Raw genomic sequence first — 24,545 nt, 5'->3', positions numbered from 1 at the left:
CATCGATGTAAGAAACACGGTTATTTTCTTTTACAGTTTGGGCTTGATGCAAACCTAGTTCATAAGCACAGACACTTAAAAAAAGTGCAGCTGCTGACCCAGCTAGATATTTTTTATTGATTTTCATAATCTCCTCATTTCAATTCTTCTGCTAAAATGCTCATATTTTCTTCAAGGTTTTCTAGATAAGTCTTGTCATTTTGTGGGTCTGCCTCTAAAGGATTCAGAGTTTTTAGACCCACACCTGTTGATTTGACAAGAGTTTCAGCTACTTTCGAAGAAGCATTACTTTCTGTAAAAATCGTTTTAACCTTATAGGTTTTAACAAATTCCTGAATTTCTGTTAGTTGTCTTGGACTTGGTTCTTGTTCTGGAGAGATACCAGCGATTCCAAGCTGATTGAGTCCAAATCGCTTAGCTAGATAAGAAAAGGCTGTATGTTGTGTTACAAATGTTTTCTGACTCGCTTTTTCAAATTTAGGCTGGAATTTCTTAGTTAATTCCTGAGCTTTTTTGATAAAGGCTTGCGCATTTTTCTGATAAGTTTCTTTATGTTCACTATCCACCTCTGAAAGTTTATCAGCGATAATCTGAGCTTCTTCGCCAGCTTTTTCAGGATCTAGCCATGTGTGAGGATCATAAAGCGTTTTTTCATCAACTCCATCACCTGCTTCCACATCTTCTAGACCAGGGACACGATCCAATGTCATTCCTTCTGAAGCCTCTAAAACTTTAACTTTGGATTTTTTTAGATTGGGATCCAGACTTCCTGCCCAAGATTCGAGCGTATGCGAATGGTAAACAAAGACATCTGCATCATAGATGGCTGCAATGTCATTTGCTGAAGGTTCAAAGGAGTGAATCCCACTACTTGACTGAATCATTCGAACATCATTCAAGTCACCAGATACTTCCTTGACCATAGCGTAGATAGGATAGAAACTGGTCACAATTTTCATCCCTTTCCCTGTCTGGCTTTCCTTTCGGCCACAAGCACCTAAACATAAAAGAAAGACACTTAACAATACTAAAAATAAACTTTGTTTCTTCATACAAAACTCCTTAACCAGTTATTTAATTAGTTAATATTCTACTCCTATTTTTTTTATTGTCAAGCATTTTATGAACTAGTTAATAAATTTCTGATTTTAAACTATCAAAAAAACCTTGCAACTAGGTTACAAGGTTAATCACATTAATCGAAGTTAACGTATTCTTTTTGAAGTTCAAGAACTTCTTCCATTGTTGAACACTCTGTAAGGGCACGATTAGCGTACTCTTCCATCTTAGCAGTGTCCAATTTTTTCATCAAGCTACGTGTACGAAGTACTGATGTTGCTGACATAGAGAACTCATCCAAGCCCATTCCGACAAGAAGTGGAACAGCTTTTTGGTCACCAGCCATCTCACCACACATACCAGCCCATTTACCTTCAGCGTGAGCTGCCTTGATAACATTGTTGATCAAGCGAAGGATTGATGGGTTATATGGTTGGTAAAGGTATGAAACTTGTTCGTTCATACGGTCTGCTGCCATTGAGTATTGGATCAAGTCGTTTGTACCAATTGACATGAAGTCTACTTCTTTTGCAAATTGGTCTGCAAGCATCGCTGCTGCAGGGATTTCAATCATGATACCAACTTGGATGTCATCCGCAACTGCAACACCTTCAGCAAGAAGGTTTGCTTTTTCTTCTTCATAAACTGCTTTGGCTGCACGGAATTCTTTCAAAAGGGCAACCATTGGGAACATGATACGCAATTGACCATGAACAGAAGCACGAAGAAGGGCACGGATTTGTGTACGGAACATTGCATCTCCAGTTTCAGAAATAGAGATACGAAGGGCACGGAATCCAAGGAATGGGTTCATTTCATGTGGCATATCGAAGTAAGGAAGTTCCTTATCTCCACCGATATCCATTGTACGAACAACCACTGGTTTACCATTCATTCCCTCAAGAACAGCCTTGTATGCTTCATACTGCTCATCTTCTGTTGGGAAGTCTTGAGAATCCATATACAAGAACTCTGTACGGTAAAGTCCAACAGCTTCTGCACCGTTGTTGTTAACACCTTCAACGTCTTTTGGAGTACCGATGTTAGCAGCCAACTCGAAGTGTTTACCGTCAGCAGTCACTGTTTGAGCATCTTTCAAAAGTGCCCATTCAGCTTTTTGTTTAGCATAAGCTTCACCAGCTGCTTTAAATTCTGCCGCTTGTTCATCTGTTGGGTTGATAATCACTTCACCAGTAATTCCGTTAACGGCAAGGATATCGCCGTCTTTCACTACTTCAGTGATGTTATTTGTTCCCAATACAGCTGCAATTTCAAGTGTACGTGCCATGATAGCTGAGTGGCTTGTACGTCCACCGATATTTGTTACAAAAGCTTTTACAAAGTTTTTGTCCAATTGAGCTGTATCAGATGGTGTCAAGTCATGCGCAATCACAATTACTTCTTCATTGATAGAAGCTGGGTTTGGTAATTTTTTACCAAGAAGGTTTGCCAATACACGTTTTGTCACGTCGCGGATATCCGCTGCACGTTCTTGCATATATGGGTTGTCTTCCATGCCTTCAAAGATAGTGATGAACATGTCAGTCACTTCTTTAAGACCTGCTTCAGCATTGACTTTCTTAGCACGGATTGTTTCTTTAATCTGACCAATCAATTCTGGGTCAGCAAGAACCATCAAATGAGCGTCAAAAACTTGAGCTGCTTCTTCACCAAGCGTACCTACAGCTTTCTCACGGATAAGAGAAAGCTCGTTTTGAGAAGCTTCAAGAGCTACATCCAAACGAGCCTCTTCTGCGTTTGTATCTTCGACTGAAACAGTCTCGAATGACAAATCCGGTTGAACGAGTAGATATGCTTTTGCAACTGCAACACCATCAGATGCTGCGATTCCTTTAAGCATTTCTGTCATTTTCCTTATGCCAATCCTTCTTTTTCCATTGTTTCTGAGATTGCAGCGATAGCGTCATCTGCATCTGCACCTTCAGCTGAGATAGTTACATCAGCACCTTGGCCAACACCAAGACTCATAACACCCATGATTGATTTAAGGTTAACTGATTTACCTTTGTACTCAAGAGTGATATCTGAAGCAAATTTGCTTGCAGTTTGTACCAACAATGTTGCTGGACGTGCGTGAATACCTGTTTCTGCCACTACGTGGAAATCTTTAGAAGCCATAGTTTGACTCTCCTTTTGTTCTTTCTTTTTTGAGTTATATGTGATAACCCTTACAATTTGGTATTATACCATCTTCTAGGATTTTTTTCAAGCATTTTATGGGATTTATTCGATTTCCTTTCAGATAACTTGCTGAAAATCTTCTATTCTAGATAACAAAACACAGGATATAGTTTTCCAAAAAACTACTTCTAGGATAATCATCACTATTTTACAAAACAAACACTACATGTTGTGTTTTGCGACCTTGAGTAGAAAAATATACCACTATATTTAGTTTCAAATCATTGACAAAAATTTATTTTCTGATATACTAAGAAAGTAATCTATTTTGAAAGAGGAGTTACACAATGGTAACCGTTTATTCTAAAAACAACTGTGTCCAATGTAAAATGACCAAACGTTTCTTGGACAGTAATAATGTCGCTTATCGTGAAATCAATCTTGATGAGCAACCTGAGTACATCGATCAAGTTAAAGAGCTCGGTTTCAGCGCAGCTCCTGTTATCCAAACACCAACAGAAGTCTTTTCAGGTTTCCAACCAGGAAAACTGAAACAATTAGCATAATCTTAGTACATCATCCAGAAGAAATTGCTTCTAGGGCTAACTTAGAAGCCTTTCTTTTGTAATTAGATAAGGGAAATTTTATGGGATTAAAACATCTTGAAGACGTAACTTACTTCCGTCTCAATAACGAAATCAACCGTCCTGTCAATGGACAAATCATGCTTCATAAAGATAAGGAAGCCCTGGATGCCTTCTTTAAAGAAAATGTAGTTCCAAATACTATGGTTTTTGATTCAATCAAGGATAAAATCAACTACCTCATTGAACACAACTACATCGAAACAGCCTTTATCAAGAAATACCGTCCAGAATTTTTGGAAGAATTGGCTCAATTTATCAAAGAACAAAACTTCCAATTCAAGTCTTTCATGGCTGCCTATAAGTTTTACAATCAATACGCCTTAAAGACTAATGACGGTGAATATTATCTTGAAAGTATGGAAGACCGTGTCTTCTTTAACGCCCTTTATTTCGCTGATGGCAATGAAGCTGTTGCAATCGATATTGCCAATGAAATCATCCACCAACGCTACCAACCTGCTACTCCTTCCTTCTTGAATGCTGGTCGTGCTCGCCGTGGGGAGTTAGTATCTTGCTTCCTAATCCAAGTAACGGATGATATGAACTCTATCGGACGTTCTATCAACTCAGCTCTTCAACTTTCACGTATCGGTGGTGGCGTGGGAATTACTCTCAGCAACCTTCGTGAAGCTGGTGCTCCTATTAAAGGATATGAAGGAGCAGCTTCTGGCGTCGTTCCAGTTATGAAGCTTTTCGAAGACAGCTTCTCTTACTCAAACCAATTGGGTCAACGTCAAGGTGCTGGTGTTGTCTACCTCAACGTCTTCCACCCAGATATTATCGCCTTCCTTTCAACTAAGAAGGAAAACGCCGATGAAAAAGTTCGTGTTAAGACACTTTCACTTGGTGTTGTAGTGCCCGATAAATTCTACGAATTAGCACGTAAAAATGAAGAAATGTACCTCTTCAGCCCTTATTCTGTAGAGCTTGAATACGGTGTACCATTCAACTACATCGACATCACTGAGAAATACGATGAACTAGTCGCAAATCCAAATATCCGCAAAACAAAAATCAAGGCGCGTGATTTGGAAACTGAAATCTCTAAATTGCAACAAGAATCTGGCTACCCTTATGTTGTCAACATTGATACGGCTAACCGTGCAAACCCAGTTGATGGTAAGATTATCATGAGTAACTTGTGTTCTGAGATTCTTCAAGTTCAAGAACCAAGCTTGATCAACGATGCTCAAGAATTCCTTCAAATGGGAACAGATGTTTCATGTAACCTTGGTTCAACCAACGTGGTCAACATGATGACTTCACCTGACTTTGGTCGTTCTATCCGTGCTATGGTTCGTGCCCTTACTTTCGTTACAGATAGTTCACACATCGTAGCTGTTCCTACCATCGACCACGGAAATAGCCAAGCTCATACCTTTGGTCTTGGTGCCATGGGACTTCACAGCTACCTTGCCCAACAATTGATTGAATATGGATCGCCTGAGTCTGTTGAGTTTACAAGCATCTACTTCATGCTCATGAACTACTGGACCTTGGTAGAATCAAACAATATCGCGCGTGAACGTGGTATTACCTTCCATAACTTTGAAAAATCAGACTATGCTAACGGAAGCTACTTTGACAAGTATATTACAGGCGAGTTTGTTCCAAAATCAGACCGTGTTAAAGAACTCTTCAAAGATGTCTTTATCCCAAGTGCTGCTGACTGGACTGAACTTCGCGACAAGGTTCAAGCAGATGGTCTTTACCACCAAAACCGCCTTGCTGTAGCACCAAATGGTTCTATCAGCTATATCAACGACGTTTCTGCTTCTATCCACCCGATTACGCAACGTATCGAAGAACGTCAAGAAAAGAAAATCGGTAAAATCTACTATCCTGCTGCTGGCTTGTCAACAGAAACCATTCCTTACTACACTTCTGCTTACGACATGGATATGCGTAAAGTGATTGATGTGTATGCTGCTGCAACTGAGCATGTGGACCAAGGACTTTCACTCACACTCTTTATGCGTAGTGACATTCCAAAAGGACTTTACGAATGGAAGAAAGAAAATAAACAAACGACACGTGACTTGTCTATCCTTCGTAACTATGCCTTTAACAAGGGAATCAAGTCTATCTACTACGTCCGTACCTTTACAGATGATGGTGGAGAAGTCGGTGCCAACCAATGTGAAAGCTGTGTGATTTAATCTTTGCTTGAGGAAATTACTTTTTCTCAAATTAGTGATTCATTCACCCTGCTAAACTAAACTGGAATAAGCACCTATACTATGGAAAAACACAAAAGTCGGACTTCCGACTTTTTGTGCGATACTCCTCTAGAATTATGATAAAATAGAAGTAATTGTGAGTTCGCAATACTAAACACAGAAAGAGATTTCAAAATGGAAACTTACTACAAAGCCATTAACTGGAATGCCATCGAAGATGTCATCGACAAATCAACTTGGGAAAAACTGACGGAGCAATTCTGGCTTGATACACGTATTCCTTTGTCAAATGACTTGGATGACTGGAGAAAGCTATCAAATGTAGAAAAAGACTTGGTTGGAAAAGTCTTTGGTGGTTTAACCCTTCTCGACACTATGCAATCTGAAACTGGGGTTCAAGCCCTTCGCGCAGACATCCGTACACCACATGAGGAAGCTGTTTTCAATAACATCCAATTTATGGAATCTGTCCACGCTAAATCTTACTCATCAATCTTTTCTACCTTGAATACTAAGGCTGAGATTGAAGAAATTTTCGAATGGACCAATACCAATCCTTACCTACAAAAAAAGGCTGAGATTGTCAACGAAATCTACCTAAACGGTAGCCCACTTGAAAAGAAAGTTGCTAGTGTCTTCCTTGAAACCTTCCTCTTCTACTCAGGTTTCTTCACTCCCCTCTACTATCTCGGTAACAACAAACTGGCCAACGTCGCTGAAATCATTAAATTGATTATTCGTGATGAATCTGTTCACGGAACCTACATTGGTTATAAATTCCAACTTGGTTTCAATGAATTACCTGAAGAAGAGCAAGAAAAACTCAAAGAATGGATGTACGATCTGCTATACACTCTCTACGAGAATGAAGAAGGCTACACAGAAAGTCTCTATGACGGTGTTGGTTGGACGGAAGAAGTCAAAACCTTCCTTCGCTACAATGCTAACAAGGCACTCATGAACCTGGGACAAGATCCACTCTTCCCAGATTCAGCTGATGATGTCAACCCAATCGTTATGAACGGTATTTCAACAGGAACTTCCAACCACGACTTCTTCTCTCAAGTCGGAAATGGTTACCTCCTTGGTGAAGTTGAAGCCATGCAAGACGATGACTACAACTACGGTTTGGACTAAGGTCATCTATTTTATAAGTGATAAAAAGATCATGGTTTGTTTAAAACAACCATGATGTTTTTGTTTTTGTTTTCTTTTGTTTTTTAAATTGATTGATTGAATACTTTATGATAAAATAGTAATAGAAATAGAGGTGATAACGATGTTAAAGCAGGAAAAACTAGATAATATTCTAGAAACGGTAAATACAAAAGGAACTATTACTGTAAAAGAAATCATGACTCGCTTGGATGTATCAGATATGACTGCTAGACGCTACTTGCAAGAGTTAGCAGACAAGGATTTACTTGTTCGGGTGCACGGGGGAGCTGAGAAAATTCGCACAGGTTCTATTTTAAACAATGAACGTTCCAATATTGAAAAACAAAGCTTACAGATTGCAGAAAAACAAGAAATCAGCCGTTTTGCAGGCCATTTAATTGATGAGGGTGAAACCATTTTTATTGGTCCAGGGACAACCTTGGAATCTTTTGCCCGTGAACTTCCAATTGATAATATTCGTGTTGTAACAAACAGTTTACCAGTCTTTCTCATCTTAAACGAACGAAAACTAACAGATTTGATTTTAATAGGTGGAAACTATCGCTCTATCACTGGAGCCTTTGTCGGAACACTAACCTTGCAAAACTTGGCCAATTTGCAATTTTCTAAAGCCTTCGTTAGCTGTAATGGTATTCAGGACAATGCGATTGCGACCTTTAGTGAAGAGGAAGGTGAATCTCAACGCATAGCCCTCAATAATTCCAATAAAAAATACTTACTAGCTGACCATAGTAAGTTCAATAAATTTGATTTCTATACCTTCTACAATATCTCTGATATTGATACCATCGTTTCAGATTCTAAACTGAGCAAAGAAACGTTTGAACAACTTTCAAAACAAACAAAAATTATTCTTTCTAAACCATAAGACTGAGGATTGATAAAATATAAAATGCGTCATATCAAGAAAATAAAAATCTTGATATGACGCATTTTTTGATGAAGATTTTTACAAAGAGTTTCCTAGATTCTTTATGATTGTTGAAACGGCATAAAATCTGAATCAAAGGAGATATTATCCCGTTCTTCAGGACTGATAAAATTTAAAAAGATATTTTTAAATTCTTCCAGCTCATAGTCTGAATGGCAAATCCATTCTTTACCGGTAGAGACATACCATTTCCCAAGATTTTTCAGCTCCTCATTAGTCAAACAAGGTATTTAAGAACATTTATCAAAATTGATAATATAAACTTTTTCATAAATTGATCAGATAAAATCTTTGAACATCTTTTGCCTCACTAGAATTCTATATCTAATTACTAATTCTACTAGTCTATAATCTGACTTTCCGCTACTTTCTTGTACCAGTGAGCTGATTTCTTAGGATAACGTTCTTGAGTTTCAAAGTCTACATAGAAGAGACCGTAACGTTTTTCATAACCGTTTGACCATGAGAAGACGTCCATCAATGACCAGATGAAGTATCCTTTGACGTTTGCACCATCAGCAATCGCATCAGATAAGACCTCTAAGTGTTGTTTGACATAATCAATACGGCCATCATCATAAACAGTATTGTCTACAAACTCATCTTTATAACCAAGTCCATTTTCAGTGATGTAAATCTTCTTATAGTTCGGATAATCTTTCTTCACGCGCATGATTTGGTCATACAAACCTTGAGGGTAGATAATCCAATCCCAATCCGTACGTGGTACATAGTCAGGAGCTACACGACGACCAACACCTTTGATTTGGTATTTAGAGCTTCCTTTCTCACCCTTACCATTATGGATAATTTCAGTTTCTCCATCAAAGGCTTCCATCCAGTCACTCATATAATAGTTGATGCCTAGAAAATCATTCAAGTCTTTCGCAGCTTCTAATGCTGTGAAATCTTCTTCACGAAGATCCAAGCTACCACCATTGACTGATAAGATATGGTTGACGCCTTCCATCGTTTCAGCTGAATAGTGACCTAGATAAGTTGCATCCAAGATAAATTTATTGTGGATGATATCTTCCAACTCAGCTGCACGAACATCTGCTGGATTTTTAGGATCTAAAGGATACTTGGTTGGCAGTGCGTGAACAACACCAATTTCACCTTTATAACCTTTATCTTTATATAGCTTAACTGCACGCGCATGAGAAACCATCATATTGTGGTGCGATTGGAAAACTTTGGCAAGGTCGTACTGAATACCTGGAGGGAATTTTCCAACCAAGTATTGACCATCACCAATTGGCCCAATTTCATTAAAGGTTGTCCAATAGTTTACTTCTGGGAATTCTTCAAAACAGAAGGCAGCGTAGTCTACAAAGTGTTCAATATTTTCACGGTTTAAGAAGTCTCCATTTGAGTGGAGAGCTTCTGGCGTATCAAAGTGATGAAGAGTTACAAAAGGCTCAACATGACGTTTGTGACACTCTGCAAATAGATTATGATAAAATTCAACACCTTTAGCATTTACTTGATCGTAACCAGTCGGGAAAATACGTGACCAGGCAATAGAAATTCGAATACCATTGACACCATACTCTTCTGCTAGCTTGAGGTCAACTGGGTATCGATTGTAAAAATCACTGGCTGGTTCGGCAGTGTACCAGTAGTTATCTTCAAGATATTTATCCCAAGCAACTGGTCCTTTTCCATCAGTATGCGTAGCGCCTTCTGCTTGATAGGCAGCTGTTGCGCCACCGAAAATAAAGTCTTTTGGTAATGATTTTGTCATTTTTTCACCTATTTCTTGATTTAAATAAAGTAAAAGTGAGAGGAGAGGAGTCAGTGAGCCATCCTTCTCCATCTCACTTCTTGTACCAAGTCACCGAATTGTAACATGAGGAGGTAAAAACGATAGCTTTTTACCGACGAATTAATAAGGCGATTAGGAAATTTGCCATAGCGATTGCCGTAACGATAGGAGACTATTTCATAGTCCCTATCGTTAATCGAATTGTGACATGAGAAGGTAAAAACGATATCTTTTTACCGACGAATTAATAAGGCGATTAGGAAATTCGCCATAGCGATTGCCGTAACGATAGGAGACTATTTCATAGTCCCTATTATTAATCGAATTGTGACATGAGGAGGTAAAAACGATAGCTTTTTACCGACGAATTAACAAGGCGATTAGGAAATTCGCCATAGCGATTGCCGTAACGATAGGAGACTGTTTCACAGTCCCTATCGTTAATCGAATTGAGCTTGTACGAATGCAAGAGCACCTTTTCCATCACGAGTTAATTTGATGTATTGAGCGCCTTCTGTTTTCGCTAGTTTAATACCGAGCTTATCTGTTTCTGCTTTCATGTCTTCAAAGTTTGAAGCAACTTGAGGGGCAAGGATAACAAGATCAAACTCTGGCAACATTTCACGGTGAGCACCATAGCCACCTGCTGCTGCTTTCACAGGAACATTGTATTCTGCAGCTGCCTTATTCAAAGCATTCGCAAGAAGTCCACTTGTCCCTCCACCTGCACAGAGAACGAGGACATTTGTTTCTTCAGTGATTGTATTTTGTGCTGCTTCTACACCAGCTTTTTCAAGAATAGCATCTGCTTTTGCAGTGTTGAAGTTTGCGGCAACTTTTTCTTTCAATTCATCATTAGATTTACCTGAACGCTCTTCTTCAAGAATTTGTTCATCATATACTTTAAGGAATGGATAGTAAATGACTACGTCAACCACGATTAGAAGGGCAGCAAGAATGAATGATAGAACTTGGAAGTTCGTACCAAGAACTAGACCTAGTGGAGCTGGAGTTGTCCATGGTAGATTAGCAGTAAATGAGTTCATTCCAAGTGTTTCAATAAAGAATTTGAAGATCCAAACGTTTGCGATTGGAGCAAAGATAAATGGAATGAAGAAGATTGGGTTTAATACAAGTGGTGCACCAAACAAGATTGGTTCATTTACACCAAAGAATGTTGGGACTACTGAAGCACGACCGATTGCACGGTTACGTTTAGATTTTGTTAACCACATGAACATGAATGGAACAACCAGTGTCGCACCAGTACCACCCATGGTAACGATAAACATTTGTGTACCAGAAGTAAGAATCTTGTCAGCGTGCATACCTTGTTGGAGAAGGTTCAAGTTGACTTCGGCATTGGCATAGGTAATAGCTGCGATAGCTGGTTCAACGATAGATGGACCATGGATACCAACAAACCAGAAGAAAGCAAAGGCACCAAAGATAATCGTAATACCTAGATAACCATCAGCAGCAGAGAATAATGGTGCAAAGAATTTACCGATTGATTCAGCTACGCTTGCACCAACAAAATGACGAGCTAGTAAATCAAGAGCATAAAGAGAAACAACTGATAGAGTGAATGGAATCACATCTTTAAAGACTTGTGAGATATTAGGTGGAACTTCGTCAGGCATGCGAATAGTGACGTTGTTCTTAACACAAACCTTATAGATGGCTACGGTAACAAAGGCAGCAAGGAAGGCTGAAAGCAAACCTTTTGTCCCCAAGAATCCAGTAGCTAGACCATTTTCGATAGGATCAGCTGCCAACATCAACAAACCAACAATTGCTGCCAACAATGTTGACATATAGTTTATTTGATTGGTTTTCTCCATGCTACGGTTTACTGAGTCGGTCAATGACTTAGCTGTTGTACCTGCTACCAAGAGAGCCAGAATACCCATAGAATAGCTATAAGGTTTCATCAGAAAAGCTACAACTTCATCAGACCATTTAAAGCCCCATGAGTTGGGTACAAAAGCAATCAAGATAAAGATACTTGAGAAGAGAATAACAGGCATACCTGCAATGAAACCATCACGAATAGCACGAAGATAGATATTACGAGATAGTTTCTCAAAGAAAGGCTTTCCTTTCTCGATAAATGCAATTAATTTATTCATTACTTAACTCCTCTCTTGTAGAGTTCAATTAAATGGTGCATCAAATCTTTTAACAAGATGGTTGTCATCAAGTGATCTTGACCGTGCATCATGGTCACACTATACGCTAAGTCCTCACCAGAAGCTTCCTTAGTTAATAGACTTGTTTGCGCGTGGTGAGCCTCTGCAATACAGCTACCAGCTTCCTCTACCAAAGTGTCCGCTTTCGCAAAATCACCAGCTTCAGCAGCCTTCAAGGCTTCCAATAGTTTTGAACGAGCGTCTCCAGCATAGGCTACGATTTCAAAACCTAACAATGTTACTTCTTCTCTATTCATGATAGAATTCTCCTTATGTATTTTTAATTAAATTTTTATGACAATAAACGTTGGATATGTAGAACTAGATAAACTCGTTCACTTTTATACAAATCAAGACCCGTATGTTGCGTAATCACATCATAGATCTTGGAACCAATCTCGAACGCTTTTGGATAGGATTGTTTAATATGATCTTCCATATCCAGAAGTGATTGGTTATCATCTCTAGATCTGTCTAAATAATCCAAGAAATAATTCAAATGAATCATAAAGCGATCATAGAAATGGTTATTCTCTTTAGTTCGTTGAATTGCATAGTCCGTTAAAACTTCTTCAACATTCCTGAGAATTTCTTTCCTCTTATCAATCGACTCCACAAGTTCTACTTCATTTTCACCTTCGGCATTAATGAAATGATAAGCAATCCGAATAATCTCGTCCTCAGGAAAATGATCTGCTAGCTTCTGGCGGTAAATTTCAAATGCTTCATTTGCGATTTGAAAAGCGACAGGATACTTAGTGGAAATATCTGGCAGATTACTATCCTTGTACCTTCCTTGTGCTAGAGCTTGGTAAGAACAGTAAATATGATCTGTCAAGGTTACGTAGAGATACTCTTGAATCGGATAATGATATTTCTTTGATAGCTTATCAATGATTTCATAAGTCACTGTGATAAAATCAAGCGGAACATCTTTGAGGAGAGCCATAAAGTTTTCTCTTGACTCTTCGGTCTTCATCCGAAAGATTTTCTCAACCTGATGTTCAGTAATCAAATCTCCCTTCCTCTTCCCAAATGCAATCCCCTTACCAATTACAATCACTTCTTCTCCCTTATCATTCCTGACAAGCGAAACATTATGATTCATTGGATTTAGAATTCGATACATGTCAACCTCCTTTTATATCTTAAAGGTATATGAGTACAAAAAATGACCACAAATGAACTAGAAAATCAGCCGATTTCTAATTCACCTGTGATCATGCCTAATATTACTTAGTAACACTCACCTTGTATTAACTTGTGATTTAAGTATAGCACAAGTAAGTTATTTTGTAAACCTTTACATAAAACTTTTTTTAAAATTTTTTTAGATTCATGTTCCTAACCTAGGAGGACTTGCTTACACGCGTTCTTTCCATGAAGTCGCTGTTGTTTGAAGAACTTTATTGAGCTCATCAATGTTTTCAAAACCAGTTGTGCGAAGCCATTCGCGAGCTGCTGCTTCACCATCTTTGATGTATGCTTCAACTGATCCAGCCCATGTAGCACGGCCACAAAGAACTCCGTTAAAGTTTGCACCTGATTCATGAGCAAATACAAGAGTATCTTGGAAAAGTTTAGCTGATACACCAGCACTCAAGTAGATGTAAGGCAAGTTAGTTGCTTCATCTTGAGCTTTGAAGAAGGCTGCTGCTTCTTCACGTGTATAAACTACTTCACCTTCAGCGAAGCCTTCAACATATTTAATGTTAACAGGAACTTCTACTTTCAAGACATCAATGTTAAAGCGTGGGTCTGAGAAGACTTTCATAGCGCCGATAACTTTGTGTGGTTTTACTTTAGCGTATTCTACAGAACCTGCGTCAGCAATTTTTTCATCGTAAGCAAGGATTTCAAGGAAGAATGGGATATCTTCAGCCACACATTCAGAACCGATACGTTCGATGTAAGCTTGTTTTTCTTGGTTGAGTTCGTCTGAGCTATCTACATCATAGTAAAGCAAGAATTTAACTGCATCTGCACCTTCTTCTTTAATACGTTTTGCAGACCAAACATCCAAGCAGTCTGGCAAGCGTTTTGTGCTTGTTGTGTCATAACCTGTTTTTTCATAAGCAAGGAGAAGACCAGCTTTTTCATCAAGAGCTTTAGTTGCTGGAAGTCCATATTCAGGATCAAGAAGCATAGATGAAGCGTATTTAGTCAATTCATCTGCTACCAAAACTTTAAGTTCTTCCATTTGAGCCACTGTCGGTTCTTCTGTTTGGTGTTGAGCCATGAGGCGTTTCAAAGCACCGCGTTGGTCAAATGCAAGAGCTGAGATGATTCCATTTTCATCAGAAAGTTTTTCTAAGCGTGCACGTTTTTGTTCTGTTAAAGCCATTTTATACCTCTTTTACTATTAATTGATCATATAGAGCTTGATAGTTGGCCATGTTGACATGACCAGTCATTTTTTCTTGAGCATTGAGCATACCAAGGACATTTGCCTTGATGAGTAATTCTGCATCCGATTCTTTGTAAAGAAGTCCTGAAGAAATCCCTGCCACAGTAGAATCTCCAGATCCAACAGGATTTACCACCTGAATTCTAGGAATATCTACCTTGTAGAAAGTGTCACCATGTTTGGCAAAAGCACCGTTGGCACCAAGCGAAACAATAATCCATTCAATACCTGCAAACAAAGGTTCTTGAAGTACTTCTTTTAATTCATCCAAATCCTCAGAAACTTCTCTTCCTAGAAGCTGGGACAATTCCTCATTATTTGGTTTGATGACTGTTGGTTTATGTGGTGATTCAAGAACCGCCTGAAGTGCTCTACCAGAGCAGTCCAAAACAACAGGCTTGCCAGCTTGGTTAGCAAGTTCTACCAAGCTCGCATAGTAATCAACTGGAAGTCCAGCTGGCAGACTACCTGAGATAGCTACTACTTCAACTGACTCCAAGAGTTTTTTGAAATGTTCCAAAAAGTCTTGACCTTCCTGTTCCAATACTTCAGGACCTTTTTCAAGAACTTCTGTTTGGTTATCTCCGTGAAGAATAGCGATACAGTTACGAGTTTCTCCCTGAATTGAGAAGAAATCTTTCTTTACTTGATCATCGATATGTTCAACCAAAAACTCACCAAGTTTACCACCAACTAAACCAGTAGCAAGAACAGAATCTCCAAATTCTGAAAGCACTCGGGTAACATTGAGGCCCTTACCACCAGCCGTTTTGGTTACATCCACCACACGATTGACAGTATCAATCTTTAACTCATCCAAGGGATAGGAAATATCAATGGATGGGTTCATTGTGACTGTTAAAATCATAAGTCACCTCTTAGTCGTGATATTCTCCACGATCCCATTTTTCAAGGAATTCAGTGAAGAAGTTTGCGTCTGTTTGTTGAGCATTGTGACTTTCAAGGTGTTCAATTTTCGCAATCAATTTCTTGTTTTCTTCAGATGGTTTGTATTCAGCATGGATGAAAGCTTCGATGATATCACACATGAGCAATTCACCAGTAATCTTACCACCAAATCCGATAACGTTTGCGTTCAATTGTTCTTTAGCATAAAGGGCTGTTGTCATATCACGAACCAAGGCAGAACGGACACCTGGAACTTTATTTACAGCATTGTTGATACCAACACCAGTACCACAGATACATACTCCAAGATCAGCTTGACCGCTAGTTACAGCTTCCCCTACTTTTTTTCCAAAGATTGGGTAGTGGGTACGTGTATGGTCATATGTACCAAAGTCAATGACTTCATATCCTTTTGATTTCAAAAATTCTGAAACCGCCATTTTTTCATCTGTTACGATGTGATCACATCCAATTGCAATTCTCATTTTTAACTTACCTTTCTTACTGTAATCTAATTAGCACATTTTGTTCAACATGTCGACACGGATTTGATGACGACCACCGTCGTATTTACCGTTAACAAATCCTTTAGCGATGTTTTTAGCCAATTCATCACCAACAAGTTGTGCACCCATAGTGATCATACGTGAGTTGTTGTGGCCACGAGTCATATAAGCTGAACGTTCGTCAGATACTTCTGCAGCAACCATTCCTTTGATCTTAGTTGCGACCATAAATGGACCAGCTCCATAAGCATCAATCACGATACCAAGGTTTTGTTCTTCTTTGTTTACTTCTGCAGCAACAGCAAGAGTCACATCAACAAAGTCTTGACCTTCAGCTGTAACATCCACAACGTGGAAGTTTTCTTTTTCCAAGAAGTCTTTCACAACTTCTTTCAATCTCAAACCTGCAGCATCTGCACCGATAACAATAGACATATTGTATACTCCTTTTATTTTTCTAGGCTAGTAAAAACTTTTATGGTTAGCAGTTTACCTACAAAAAGTTTTCTAGCAGTTTATTGACAAATTGGATTGAATGAGATGAATCACACCTTATTCAAGTTTAGGAAATCAGTTTCCTAGAAATAATCTTTCTCTACGAAAGAGAATATAACAAGTGATTGTTTGTTTGTGACAAACATCATTTGTTGCTTACAAACATAATATACTCCTATTTCTTAAAAAAGTCAACAATTAATGTTTGTTTTTGTGCTTTTTTAATTAAAAAATTTCGATATCAAAACCAATTTGATCCACTTGACCAGGTTCTAGGAGACGAACATTCTTCTTATCTTCTAGATGATCTCCTTCTTCAAGAGATGTTGACAAGCCAGACCATGGTTCAAAAGCAATGAAAGGACCCTTATTCAAAGTTGACCAGATAATGAGATTTGGAAACTCTGCAAAGTGCACTTTCAATCCCTTATCATGTTTACGAGAACGAAGGGCAATTGTTCTAGATTGCAATTCATCTAAGGTGACTGCATCAGTGCTGAAAAGATCATAGCTGAGGTCTAATTCTTTTTGACCTTCTAGCCATGGACTTCTATCTTGAAAATCCAGCATACCTGTTTCTGGGAAAGGACGTGGAACAGAGCAAGTCTCTTCTTTCTCAAACTCTAGATAATAATCTTCATAGACTTCATCATCCAGTAGAGGACAATTAAATCCTGGATGTCCACCAATAAAGTAAGGCATGACCTTGCTAGTTTCTTTATTGAAAATCTTGTATTGAGTTCGTACTGTCTTGCCAGTAAGGCTATAAGTGATTTCTAGGCGGAAATAATAAGGGTAGTTCTGATAGCTATTCTCATCGTCTTCAATTGCAAAAGTTACACTATTATCTGTCTGTTCAACTAATTCAAATTCTTTCTTACGAACCAAACCATGACGAGGAATCTTTCCTTTGCTTTCTTGCCCCTTCTCATCTATATAGAGGGCTGTATCCTCTCTCAAAGAACCACAAATGGGGAAGAGAACAGGAGCTTGTCCACTCCAATAAGTGGCATCCCCTTGCCACAAATACTCCAGTCCCTCAGTATCTTTTATAGAAGAAAGAGCCCCACCAAAACTGTTAAATTCAACTCTTAATTGTTCTGATTTTAATTCAATTACCATTATTTTCTCCGATTTCTTGATAGTTTATAAAAAACTAGGCTGTCACTCCTATCAGGAAAATGACAACCTAGCTTTAACAATTTACATTTTATAGGAGCGCATTATTTTGCTTTTGCTGCGTACTCTTCGTTACGTTTGATCATTTGTTTTCTGTACCATGCAAAGATACCGATATAGAATACAAGGAAGACTACAGCACCAAGGATTGCTTTGATATCACCTGTTGTAGTGTTACCAATTGTCCAACCAAGAAGTTTTTCGATTGGTCCTTCAAGAGTTGAGTGAGTGATCAATTGAGTTTCGCTCACACCTGCTGGGAAGGCACCTACACCTTTAGCAAGTTCTGTTGCAAATGGTGCGATAAGTGTACCTGAAAGAAGGAAGAGTGGCAACAAGAGTGTTCCGAAGATAATCATACGGAGCAATTTACCACGTGTTACAACCAAGAGAGCTGGAGTAACACCCATAGCGATGATACCTGCAAGTGGCAAGATACCATTTCCGACTTTTGAAAGAAGCACAGCTTCGATCAACATGATTGGTGCAAGTACGTTGGCACAAGCCCAGATTTCAGCACGACCAGCGATGAATGGCCAGTCAAGACCGATATTAAATTTACGTCCTTGAAGACGTTTAGTAGCAACGTTTGTAATACCTTGTGAAAGTGGTTCTACGGCAGCGATGAACCATGAACCGATGAGTGAGAAGAGTTCCAAAGATACACCGGCTGTCAAACCAAGAGACAACCAACCTTTAATAACTAATTGCCAGTTTGCTGCATCTTCTACGCCAGCAACTGGATGTGGAGTACCCATCAAACCGATAACGATACCAAGGATGAAACCGATGAAGAATTTAGATCCCCAGAAACCGATTTTCTTGTTCAATTTAGCAGCATCAAAGTCATATTTATCAAGACCTGGGAAGAATTTTTCAAAAATCTTATCCAAAACCATGATAACTGGGTTCATCATGTAGTTCATGTGAGTTGAAGTCATTGGTGATGAACTTGGTGCGTTAAGAAGGTCATCAAATGTAGGTTTCATCAAATCAGAGTTGATGATTTTAAGAACACCTACAAGGACAACTGCTGCAGTGGCGATGAAGAGTGAAACCCCTTGGCTTACACCGTTGTTGTCTGCATACCATTTAATCAAAAGACCTGTGATAGACAAGTGCCAGATATCGAAGATATCAACGTCAAGTGTATCAGTTTTCTTCATAGCAAGCATCACTACGTTGACAATCAACATGATGAGCAAGAAGTAAAGTGTCCAAGCAGATCCCCAAGTGATTGTAGCAAGTGGTGCCCAACCAACGTCAGTGATGTTCAATTGAATACCAGTATTTTCAACGAATTTTGCAAGTGATGCTGAGAAAGCACCATTCAGCATACCGATGATAGCACCGATACCAGTAAGAGCGATGGCAAGTTTGATACCACCTTCAAGTGCTTTGGAGAATTTCACTCCAAAAAGTAGAGCCAATACTGTCAAAATGATCAGCATGATGATTGGCCCACCCATATCCAAGATAGGTTTGAACAGCTTATTGGCTAGTTCGATAATGACATCCATAATAGTTCCTCCCTTTTTATAGTTATATGAATGTTAACAAATTAAAATTAGCTTAACCCGTGTTCTTTGATAGCTGCTTCAATATTGTCAAATACTGGAGCACTCATAGCTGGGATACGGAATAAGATTGGTCCAGCTTCGATAACTGGAATACCTGGGTCAAAACCAAGGTCTGTAGCAGCAATTGGTGTAAAGATGTCATAACCTTTGATAAGATCTTCGTTAACGTCTTTTACCATAACTGCATCACAGTGAACATCAAAACCGCGGTTTGAAAGTTCTTCTTCAAGAGCACTTTTAATTTGGTGGCTTGAGTTAACACCTGCACCGCAGGCAGCAAGAATTTTAATCATATGGATTTCCTCCGATTTAATATTTTTAATAGACAAGATTAAGCGATTGCTTCAGCGATATAAGCATAGAGGGCTTCTGGTTCAGAAATTTTTGATAGGTCTTCAAGATGACCATTTCCAGTAAAGAAGTCCATCAACTGAGCAAGAATGTTTGTTTGACTTGAACTTGAGTTATTAATGATAAAGAAGAGTAAAGATACTTCTACTTCCTTATCTGGTGCAATCATGTTGTGGAAGGTCACAGGTTTATCTAATCTAACGACCACAACTTTTTCAGCTAGATTATGAACAATATCAGTATGAGGAATAGCCACATTCGGCAAATCCTTACCCAAAAATTCCATATCTAGGCCAGTTGGAAATGACTTTTCACGCGTGATCAAGGCTTCACGATAAGTTGGAGTTACGATTTCTCGTTCTTCCAATAAAGTTGCAACCTGATCAAAGAGATGTTCTTGATTATCCGCTTCTAAGCAAAACACAAGGTTTTTGTCAAAGAAATGATCTAATCCCATAAGGTTTTCCCTTCTTTCCATTAACTTTATGCTATAAGTATAACACTATATGAAATCGTTGTCAATAATTTTTTGTTGTTTTTTGTCCTTTTTTCGATTATTTTGTTTATTTTTATATTTACAACCAAAAACAAACATTTAAAACAAACACTTTAAACGATTTAATCCTATTATAAATGCAAAAAAACAGGCCTATTTAAGCCTGTTTTACTATTGATTCTTATGTAAGTTTCCTGTGAACAAGAAAAACAATTATGATAACTTATTCTTCATCCATGCTCAAGACGCTAAGGAAGGCTTCTTGTGGAACTTCTACTGATCCGATAGCTTTCATGCGTTTCTTACCAGCTTTTTGTTTTTCAAGCAGTTTACGCTTACGAGAAACGTCACCACCATAACATTTAGCAAGTACGTTCTTACGAAGGGCCTTGATATCAGTACGAGCGACAATCTTGTGTCCAATAGCTGCTTGAATTGGGACCTCAAATTGTTGGCGAGGAATGATTTTCTTGAGCTTATCAACGATGAGTTTTCCGCGTTCGTAGGCAAAGTCCTTGTGAACGATAAAGCTAAGGGCATCCACCTTGTCTCCATTGAGAAGGATGTCCATTTTGACCAGCTTAGAGGGGCGATACTCTGACAATTCGTAGTCAAAGCTTGCATAACCACGTGTTGAAGACTTAAGTTTATCAAAGAAGTCAAAGACAATTTCAGCAAGAGGAATTTGATAGATAACATTGACACGGTTATCATCAATATAGTCCATAGTCACAAAGTCACCACGCTTGCGCTGAGCTAGCTCCATCACTGCTCCAACAAACTCTTGCGGTACCATGATTTGCGCCTTAACATATGGCTCCTCAATGGTCGCAATCTTAGTTGGGTCTGGAAACTCAGATGGGTTGGACACATCCATTGACTCACCGTCGGTCAAATTAACCTTATAAATAACAGACGGAGCTGTCATGATGAGGTCGATATTAAACTCACGTTCCAAACGCTCTTGGATAACATCCATATGGAGAAGTCCAAGGAAACCACAACGGAAACCAAATCCAAGTGCCTGAGATGTTTCTGGTTCAAACTGAAGACTAGCATCATTCAGTTGCAATTTTTCAAGCGCTTCACGTAGGTCATTGTACTTGTTTGACTCGATAGGATATAGCCCCGCAAAGACCATAGGATTCATCTGCTTGTAACCATGTAATGGCTCTGCAGCAGGATTGGTTGCCAAGGTAACGGTGTCCCCCACACGAGTATCTTGAACCGTCTTGATAGAAGCTGCAATATAACCAACGTCACCAGTCGCAAGGAAATCACGACCAACTGCTTTGGGTGTAAAGATACCAACTTCCGTAACATCAAAGGTCTTGCCATTGCTCATAAGCTGAATCTTATCGCCAGGTTTAACCACCCCATCCATGACACGCACTTGGAGGATAACCCCACGGTAGGCATCGTAAACCGAGTCGAAAATCAAGGCCTTAAGAGGCGCCGTCACATCACCTGTTGGAGCTGGCACTTTTTCTACGATTTGCTCGAGGATTTCTTCGATACCAATACCAGCTTTAGCTGATGCTAAGACTGCTTCGCTGGCATCTAGACCAATGACATCTTCAATCTCTGTGCGTACTCGTTCAGGGTCTGCAGCAGGCAGGTCAATTTTGTTAATGACTGGCATGATTTCCAAATCATTATCCAAGGCCAAATAAACGTTGGCAAGGGTTTGAGCCTCAATCCCTTGAGCAGCATCAACCACCAAAATCGCTCCCTCACAGGCAGCGAGCGAACGCGAAACTTCATAGGTAAAGTCTACGTGCCCCGGCGTGTCAATCAAGTGGAAAATATAAGTTTCCCCATCTTTTGCAGTGTAATTCAACTCGATGGCATTGAGTTTAATGGTAATCCCACGTTCTCGCTCTAGATCCATGCTGTCCAAAAGCTGGGCCTGCATTTCACGGCTTGAAACCGTCTCAGTTTTTTCCAAAATACGGTCTGCTAGAGTCGACTTTCCGTGGTCAATATGGGCGATAATAGAGAAGTTACGGATCTTCTCCTGTCGTTTTTTCAATTCTTCTAAGTTCATGGTTCTCTTCCTTTCAGGGTATCTATTTATTATAAATTGTTTTTGACATTTTGACAAGACCATACCCTGCTAGGAGTACTAATCTTCAGCGACAAAGCCGTCATTTTCGATAAAGTGGTGTTCTGTCATTCCTTGGTCTGTAAAGACAATCCCATGAAGGACACCACCATAGACAGCTCCTCCGTCCATCCCAATCTTGCCATCTTCTGTAGTCCAAAGCTCAGCAGTACCTCGCTCTTGCTTTAACAAACCATAAACCGGTGTATGACCAAAGACAATAGTTTTCCCAGTATGATTTTCGGCTTCGTGGAATGGTTTTCTAAGCCATACTTTCTTGTAATCTGTGGTTTCATGCCAGTCATCCAAGGTCAAATCAATACCAGCATGTACAAAGATATACTTATCTGTCTCTACCACAAATGGCATTTGTCGAATAAATTCGACCAAGTCTGCTGCTTCAGTAGCAACACGCTTGGCATCTTCTACTCCGTCAACTGGGGCATCCAAGGGACGACCTAGGATAGAGTTAATAGTTGTATCTCCACCATTGCGACGATAATGGTCATAACTTTCTTCTGGGTCATCTAGCCAAGTCAAAAACATATACTCGTGATTTCCTGACAAACAGATTGCCCCTTGATTGTCCACTAAGTCCTTGACCATTTCAAGGACACGGCGACTATCTTCACCACGGTCAATCAAGTCCCCTAGAAAGAGCAACTGGGTCTGACCATCCCATGTTTTGAGAAGGTCTTCCAGCATCCCAGCTTTTCCGTGAACATCTCCAATTACATAATAGTCTGTCATCTTATTTCTCCTTGTTTCTCAACAATTCTCTGGCTTGCGTCAGGGCTGCTTCCGTCACATCAGCACCTGCCAACATCTTAGCAACTTCTTCCACTCGCTCTTCAACCGTCAAGAGACGAACAGTCGAAACCGTTGAATGCTCATTGCTAATCTTCTCAATAAAAAATTGATAATCTGCAATCGCAATCACTTGTGGCAAGTGGGAGATAGCTAGAACCTGACCATGTTGGCCAATCTTGTGAATCTTCTGTGCAATAGCCTGAGCTACACGACCTGAAACTCCTGTATCCACTTCATCAAAGACAATACTTGTCTTGCCTTCTTTACGTGAAAAAGCAGACTTGATAGCTAGCATGAGACGGGATAATTCCCCACCGGACGCAACCTTGACCAAGGGTTTAAAGTCTTCGCCAGGGTTGGTTGAAATGTAAAACTCAACCATTTCATTGCCCTCACGACTGAATTTGCCCTTGCTAAAACGAACCTGAAACTGGGCTTTTTCCATATACAGGTCTTGCAGTTCTTGTTTAATCTCTGCTTCGAGCTGCTGGGCCAAATCATGACGAGCAGATGCAAGCTGACCTGCCAAATCAACAAGATTGACTTCCAATTTTTTAAGCTCTGCTTCCATGTCCTCAGACGAAAGGTTATTGCCTGTCAAGAGATTGTATTCTTCCGTAATCTTGGCAAAATAAAGCAAGACATCGTCTACAGTCCCACCATACTTGCGGGTAATAGTATGAAGGAGGTCCAAACGATTCTCAACCTGCATGAGACGATTGCCATCAAAATCAAGGTCCTCAATAATAGCTTCCAGACGCTTGCTAATGTCTTCTAAGACATAGTAGGTCTCAGATAGTGAGCTTGAAATTTCACGGTATTCAGGATCGTACTCTTCGACACTTTCCATGTCATTCATAGCTGAACGAACATTGGCTAGACTTGAAAAATCTTCATTGTCCAACATGCTGTAGGCATTGGTCAACGTATCCGCAATATTTTTATGGTTGAGGAGTTTCTCTCGCTCTTGATTGAGAACCAAATCTTCTCCAGCTTGCAAGTTTGCCGCCTCAATCTCTGCCATTTGAAATTCCAACATTTCAATACGTGCCTTATGTTCCTGTTGGTTTTTCTTGACTTCCAGAACCTGCTTACGCATTTTCCGATAAGCATCAAAACTCGTTTGATAGGTTTCTTTCAATTCCCAAAAAGCTACGTCACCGAATTCATCCAACATCTGGATGTGCAGTTGAGGACGCATTAACTCCTCTTGGTCATGCTGACCATGAATATCTACAAGATGTTGCCCAATAGCACGCAAAACCGACAGATTGACCATCTGACCATTCACTCTACTGATACTCCGACCATTTTGCAGAATTTCCCGACGGATGATAATTTCATCACCCATTTCCAAGCCTTGCTCATCAAAAATTTCCTGTAAAAGGCGACTATTCTCAACGGAGAAAAGTCCCTCAATCTCTGCCTTTGGCGCACCGTGACGAATAACATCTGTCGTCGCACGAGCTCCCAACATCATATTCATGGCATCAATGATAATCGACTTCCCTGCACCTGTTTCACCAGTCAGGACTGTCATCCCCTTTTCAAAATTGAGGGAAATAGCCTCAATAATGGCAAAGTTTTTTATCGAAATTTCAAGTAACATA

The 24,545-nt window shown here is 39.5% G+C and carries 23 protein-coding genes and 1 pseudogene; 4 read left to right on the top strand and 20 right to left on the bottom strand.

Annotated features, from left to right (window positions below; all coding sequences use genetic code 11):
- From PAN07_RS15875 to PAN07_RS15860, 4 genes are all read right to left on the bottom strand, one after another.
- The coding region (locus PAN07_RS15875; RefSeq protein WP_269798304.1) for a pneumococcal-type histidine triad protein at window positions 1–127 on the bottom strand (127 nt) is incomplete at its 3' end.
- Between the two features lie 7 nt (window positions 128–134).
- Window positions 135–1,052, bottom strand: coding sequence for a metal ABC transporter substrate-binding protein (adcAII, locus tag PAN07_RS15870; RefSeq protein WP_247933372.1), 918 nt, complete (start codon window positions 1,050–1,052; stop codon window positions 135–137).
- A gap of 143 nt (window positions 1,053–1,195) precedes the next feature.
- Window positions 1,196–2,929 carry a phosphoenolpyruvate--protein phosphotransferase gene (ptsP, locus tag PAN07_RS15865; protein ID WP_004241506.1) on the bottom strand — a complete coding sequence of 578 codons (1,734 nt, stop codon included), beginning with the start codon at window positions 2,927–2,929 and terminating at the stop codon, window positions 1,196–1,198.
- A 5-nt stretch (window positions 2,930–2,934) separates the two neighbouring features.
- Window positions 2,935–3,198, bottom strand: coding sequence for a phosphocarrier protein HPr (locus PAN07_RS15860; RefSeq protein WP_000146947.1), 264 nt, complete (start codon window positions 3,196–3,198; stop codon window positions 2,935–2,937).
- Window positions 3,199–3,548: 350 nt separating this feature from the next.
- On the opposite strand from PAN07_RS15860, the gene nrdH reads away from it, so the two are divergent.
- The 4 genes from nrdH to PAN07_RS15840 all read left to right on the top strand — a co-directional run bounded on the left by nrdH (window position 3,549) and on the right by PAN07_RS15840 (window position 8,075).
- The gene (gene nrdH, locus PAN07_RS15855) at window positions 3,549–3,767 is read left to right on the top strand and encodes a glutaredoxin-like protein NrdH (RefSeq protein ID WP_000259240.1); all 219 of its coding nucleotides are present in this window, start codon (window positions 3,549–3,551) and stop codon (window positions 3,765–3,767) included.
- An 80-nt stretch (window positions 3,768–3,847) separates the two neighbouring features.
- A complete protein-coding gene (nrdE, locus tag PAN07_RS15850) occupies window positions 3,848–6,007 on the top strand; it encodes a class 1b ribonucleoside-diphosphate reductase subunit alpha (protein WP_269798303.1) in 2,160 nt (719 codons plus the stop codon).
- A gap of 195 nt (window positions 6,008–6,202) precedes the next feature.
- Window positions 6,203–7,165 carry a class 1b ribonucleoside-diphosphate reductase subunit beta gene (gene nrdF, locus PAN07_RS15845; protein ID WP_000451386.1) on the top strand — a complete coding sequence of 321 codons (963 nt, stop codon included), beginning with the start codon at window positions 6,203–6,205 and terminating at the stop codon, window positions 7,163–7,165.
- A gap of 142 nt (window positions 7,166–7,307) precedes the next feature.
- Window positions 7,308–8,075, top strand: a complete 768-nt coding sequence (locus tag PAN07_RS15840) for a DeoR/GlpR family DNA-binding transcription regulator (protein WP_033685012.1) — start codon at window positions 7,308–7,310, stop codon at window positions 8,073–8,075.
- Between the two features lie 104 nt (window positions 8,076–8,179).
- Here the strand turns inward: PAN07_RS15840 and PAN07_RS15835 are convergent.
- The 16 genes and pseudogenes from PAN07_RS15835 to recN form a co-directional block, all read right to left on the bottom strand.
- Window positions 8,180–8,413 (bottom strand): annotated as a pseudogene (locus PAN07_RS15835) (DUF3884 family protein).
- Between the two features lie 65 nt (window positions 8,414–8,478).
- Window positions 8,479–9,885 carry a 6-phospho-beta-galactosidase gene (lacG, locus tag PAN07_RS15830; RefSeq protein ID WP_141230867.1) on the bottom strand — a complete coding sequence of 469 codons (1,407 nt, stop codon included), beginning with the start codon at window positions 9,883–9,885 and terminating at the stop codon, window positions 8,479–8,481.
- Between the two features lie 461 nt (window positions 9,886–10,346).
- Window positions 10,347–12,038: a lactose-specific PTS transporter subunit EIIC gene (locus PAN07_RS15825; protein WP_001037324.1), complete on the bottom strand. Its 1,692-nt coding sequence runs from the start codon at window positions 12,036–12,038 to the stop codon at window positions 10,347–10,349.
- Window positions 12,038–12,355 carry a PTS lactose/cellobiose transporter subunit IIA gene (locus PAN07_RS15820; RefSeq protein ID WP_001078329.1) on the bottom strand — a complete coding sequence of 106 codons (318 nt, stop codon included), beginning with the start codon at window positions 12,353–12,355 and terminating at the stop codon, window positions 12,038–12,040. The genes PAN07_RS15825 and PAN07_RS15820 overlap by 1 nt, the downstream gene beginning before the upstream one ends.
- A 35-nt stretch (window positions 12,356–12,390) precedes the next feature.
- Window positions 12,391–13,227 carry a transcription antiterminator gene (locus PAN07_RS15815; RefSeq protein WP_269798302.1) on the bottom strand — a complete coding sequence of 279 codons (837 nt, stop codon included), beginning with the start codon at window positions 13,225–13,227 and terminating at the stop codon, window positions 12,391–12,393.
- Window positions 13,228–13,461: 234 nt separating this feature from the next.
- A complete protein-coding gene (gene lacD / locus PAN07_RS15810) occupies window positions 13,462–14,442 on the bottom strand; it encodes a tagatose-bisphosphate aldolase (protein WP_001229114.1) in 981 nt (326 codons plus the stop codon).
- Between the two features lies 1 nt (window position 14,443).
- Window positions 14,444–15,373 (bottom strand): tagatose-6-phosphate kinase, encoded by a 930-nt coding sequence (locus PAN07_RS15805; protein WP_269798301.1) that lies wholly within the window; start codon window positions 15,371–15,373, stop codon window positions 14,444–14,446.
- Window positions 15,374–15,383: 10 nt separating this feature from the next.
- Window positions 15,384–15,899, bottom strand: coding sequence for a galactose-6-phosphate isomerase subunit LacB (gene lacB / locus PAN07_RS15800; RefSeq protein ID WP_001216910.1), 516 nt, complete (start codon window positions 15,897–15,899; stop codon window positions 15,384–15,386).
- A 30-nt stretch (window positions 15,900–15,929) separates the two neighbouring features.
- On the bottom strand, window positions 15,930–16,355 hold the full coding sequence (gene lacA, locus PAN07_RS15795; protein WP_000029277.1) for a galactose-6-phosphate isomerase subunit LacA: 426 nt from the start codon (window positions 16,353–16,355) through the stop codon (window positions 15,930–15,932).
- A gap of 285 nt (window positions 16,356–16,640) precedes the next feature.
- The gene (locus PAN07_RS15790; protein ID WP_023948151.1) at window positions 16,641–17,537 is read right to left on the bottom strand and encodes an aldose 1-epimerase family protein; all 897 of its coding nucleotides are present in this window, start codon (window positions 17,535–17,537) and stop codon (window positions 16,641–16,643) included.
- A gap of 101 nt (window positions 17,538–17,638) precedes the next feature.
- Window positions 17,639–19,114, bottom strand: coding sequence for a PTS galactitol transporter subunit IIC (locus PAN07_RS15785; RefSeq protein WP_000382513.1), 1,476 nt, complete (start codon window positions 19,112–19,114; stop codon window positions 17,639–17,641).
- Between the two features lie 47 nt (window positions 19,115–19,161).
- Entirely contained in the window at window positions 19,162–19,467 is a 306-nt protein-coding gene (locus PAN07_RS15780) for a PTS sugar transporter subunit IIB (protein ID WP_000590547.1), read from the bottom strand.
- 38 nt (window positions 19,468–19,505) lie between these two features.
- On the bottom strand, window positions 19,506–19,982 hold the full coding sequence (locus PAN07_RS15775; protein ID WP_000521972.1) for a PTS sugar transporter subunit IIA: 477 nt from the start codon (window positions 19,980–19,982) through the stop codon (window positions 19,506–19,508).
- 262 nt (window positions 19,983–20,244) lie between these two features.
- The gene (gene lepA / locus PAN07_RS15770; RefSeq protein ID WP_001047207.1) at window positions 20,245–22,068 is read right to left on the bottom strand and encodes a translation elongation factor 4; all 1,824 of its coding nucleotides are present in this window, start codon (window positions 22,066–22,068) and stop codon (window positions 20,245–20,247) included.
- Between the two features lie 78 nt (window positions 22,069–22,146).
- On the bottom strand, window positions 22,147–22,875 hold the full coding sequence (locus PAN07_RS15765; protein WP_000133350.1) for a metallophosphoesterase family protein: 729 nt from the start codon (window positions 22,873–22,875) through the stop codon (window positions 22,147–22,149).
- A 1-nt stretch (window position 22,876) separates the two neighbouring features.
- Window positions 22,877–24,544, bottom strand: a complete 1,668-nt coding sequence (recN, locus tag PAN07_RS15760; protein ID WP_269798300.1) for a DNA repair protein RecN — start codon at window positions 24,542–24,544, stop codon at window positions 22,877–22,879.
- Window position 24,545 lies beyond the last annotated feature (1 nt).

This window comes from Streptococcus sp. SM5, assembly GCF_027497975.1.
The sequence above is the reverse complement of the archived record's forward strand: the minus strand, read 5'-3'. Positions and strand labels throughout refer to the sequence as shown.

Coding starts and splice junctions, on each gene's coding strand:
- PAN07_RS15815 (WP_269798302.1), bottom strand. CDS start 13,227: ATGTATCGAATTCTAAATCCAATGAATCATAATGTTTCGCTTGTCAGG.
- PAN07_RS15780 (WP_000590547.1), bottom strand. CDS start 19,467: ATGATTAAAATTCTTGCTGCCTGCGGTGCAGGTGTTAACTCAAGCCAC.
- PAN07_RS15825 (WP_001037324.1), bottom strand. CDS start 12,038: ATGAATAAATTAATTGCATTTATCGAGAAAGGAAAGCCTTTCTTTGAG.
- nrdH (WP_000259240.1), top strand. CDS start 3,549: ATGGTAACCGTTTATTCTAAAAACAACTGTGTCCAATGTAAAATGACC.
- nrdF (WP_000451386.1), top strand. CDS start 6,203: ATGGAAACTTACTACAAAGCCATTAACTGGAATGCCATCGAAGATGTC.
- PAN07_RS15840 (WP_033685012.1), top strand. CDS start 7,308: ATGTTAAAGCAGGAAAAACTAGATAATATTCTAGAAACGGTAAATACA.
- PAN07_RS15820 (WP_001078329.1), bottom strand. CDS start 12,355: ATGAATAGAGAAGAAGTAACATTGTTAGGTTTTGAAATCGTAGCCTAT.
- adcAII (WP_247933372.1), bottom strand. CDS start 1,052: ATGAAGAAACAAAGTTTATTTTTAGTATTGTTAAGTGTCTTTCTTTTA.
- lacD (WP_001229114.1), bottom strand. CDS start 14,442: ATGGCTTTAACAGAACAAAAACGTGCACGCTTAGAAAAACTTTCTGAT.
- nrdE (WP_269798303.1), top strand. CDS start 3,848: ATGGGATTAAAACATCTTGAAGACGTAACTTACTTCCGTCTCAATAAC.
- PAN07_RS15785 (WP_000382513.1), bottom strand. CDS start 19,114: ATGGATGTCATTATCGAACTAGCCAATAAGCTGTTCAAACCTATCTTG.
- PAN07_RS15765 (WP_000133350.1), bottom strand. CDS start 22,875: ATGACAGACTATTATGTAATTGGAGATGTTCACGGAAAAGCTGGGATG.
- PAN07_RS15805 (WP_269798301.1), bottom strand. CDS start 15,373: ATGATTTTAACAGTCACAATGAACCCATCCATTGATATTTCCTATCCC.
- PAN07_RS15860 (WP_000146947.1), bottom strand. CDS start 3,198: ATGGCTTCTAAAGATTTCCACGTAGTGGCAGAAACAGGTATTCACGCA.
- lepA (WP_001047207.1), bottom strand. CDS start 22,068: ATGAACTTAGAAGAATTGAAAAAACGACAGGAGAAGATCCGTAACTTC.
- lacB (WP_001216910.1), bottom strand. CDS start 15,899: ATGAGAATTGCAATTGGATGTGATCACATCGTAACAGATGAAAAAATG.
- PAN07_RS15790 (WP_023948151.1), bottom strand. CDS start 17,537: ATGGTAATTGAATTAAAATCAGAACAATTAAGAGTTGAATTTAACAGT.
- PAN07_RS15775 (WP_000521972.1), bottom strand. CDS start 19,982: ATGGGATTAGATCATTTCTTTGACAAAAACCTTGTGTTTTGCTTAGAA.
- lacG (WP_141230867.1), bottom strand. CDS start 9,885: ATGACAAAATCATTACCAAAAGACTTTATTTTCGGTGGCGCAACAGCT.
- ptsP (WP_004241506.1), bottom strand. CDS start 2,929: ATGACAGAAATGCTTAAAGGAATCGCAGCATCTGATGGTGTTGCAGTT.
- lacA (WP_000029277.1), bottom strand. CDS start 16,355: ATGTCTATTGTTATCGGTGCAGATGCTGCAGGTTTGAGATTGAAAGAA.
- recN (WP_269798300.1), bottom strand. CDS start 24,544: ATGTTACTTGAAATTTCGATAAAAAACTTTGCCATTATTGAGGCTATT.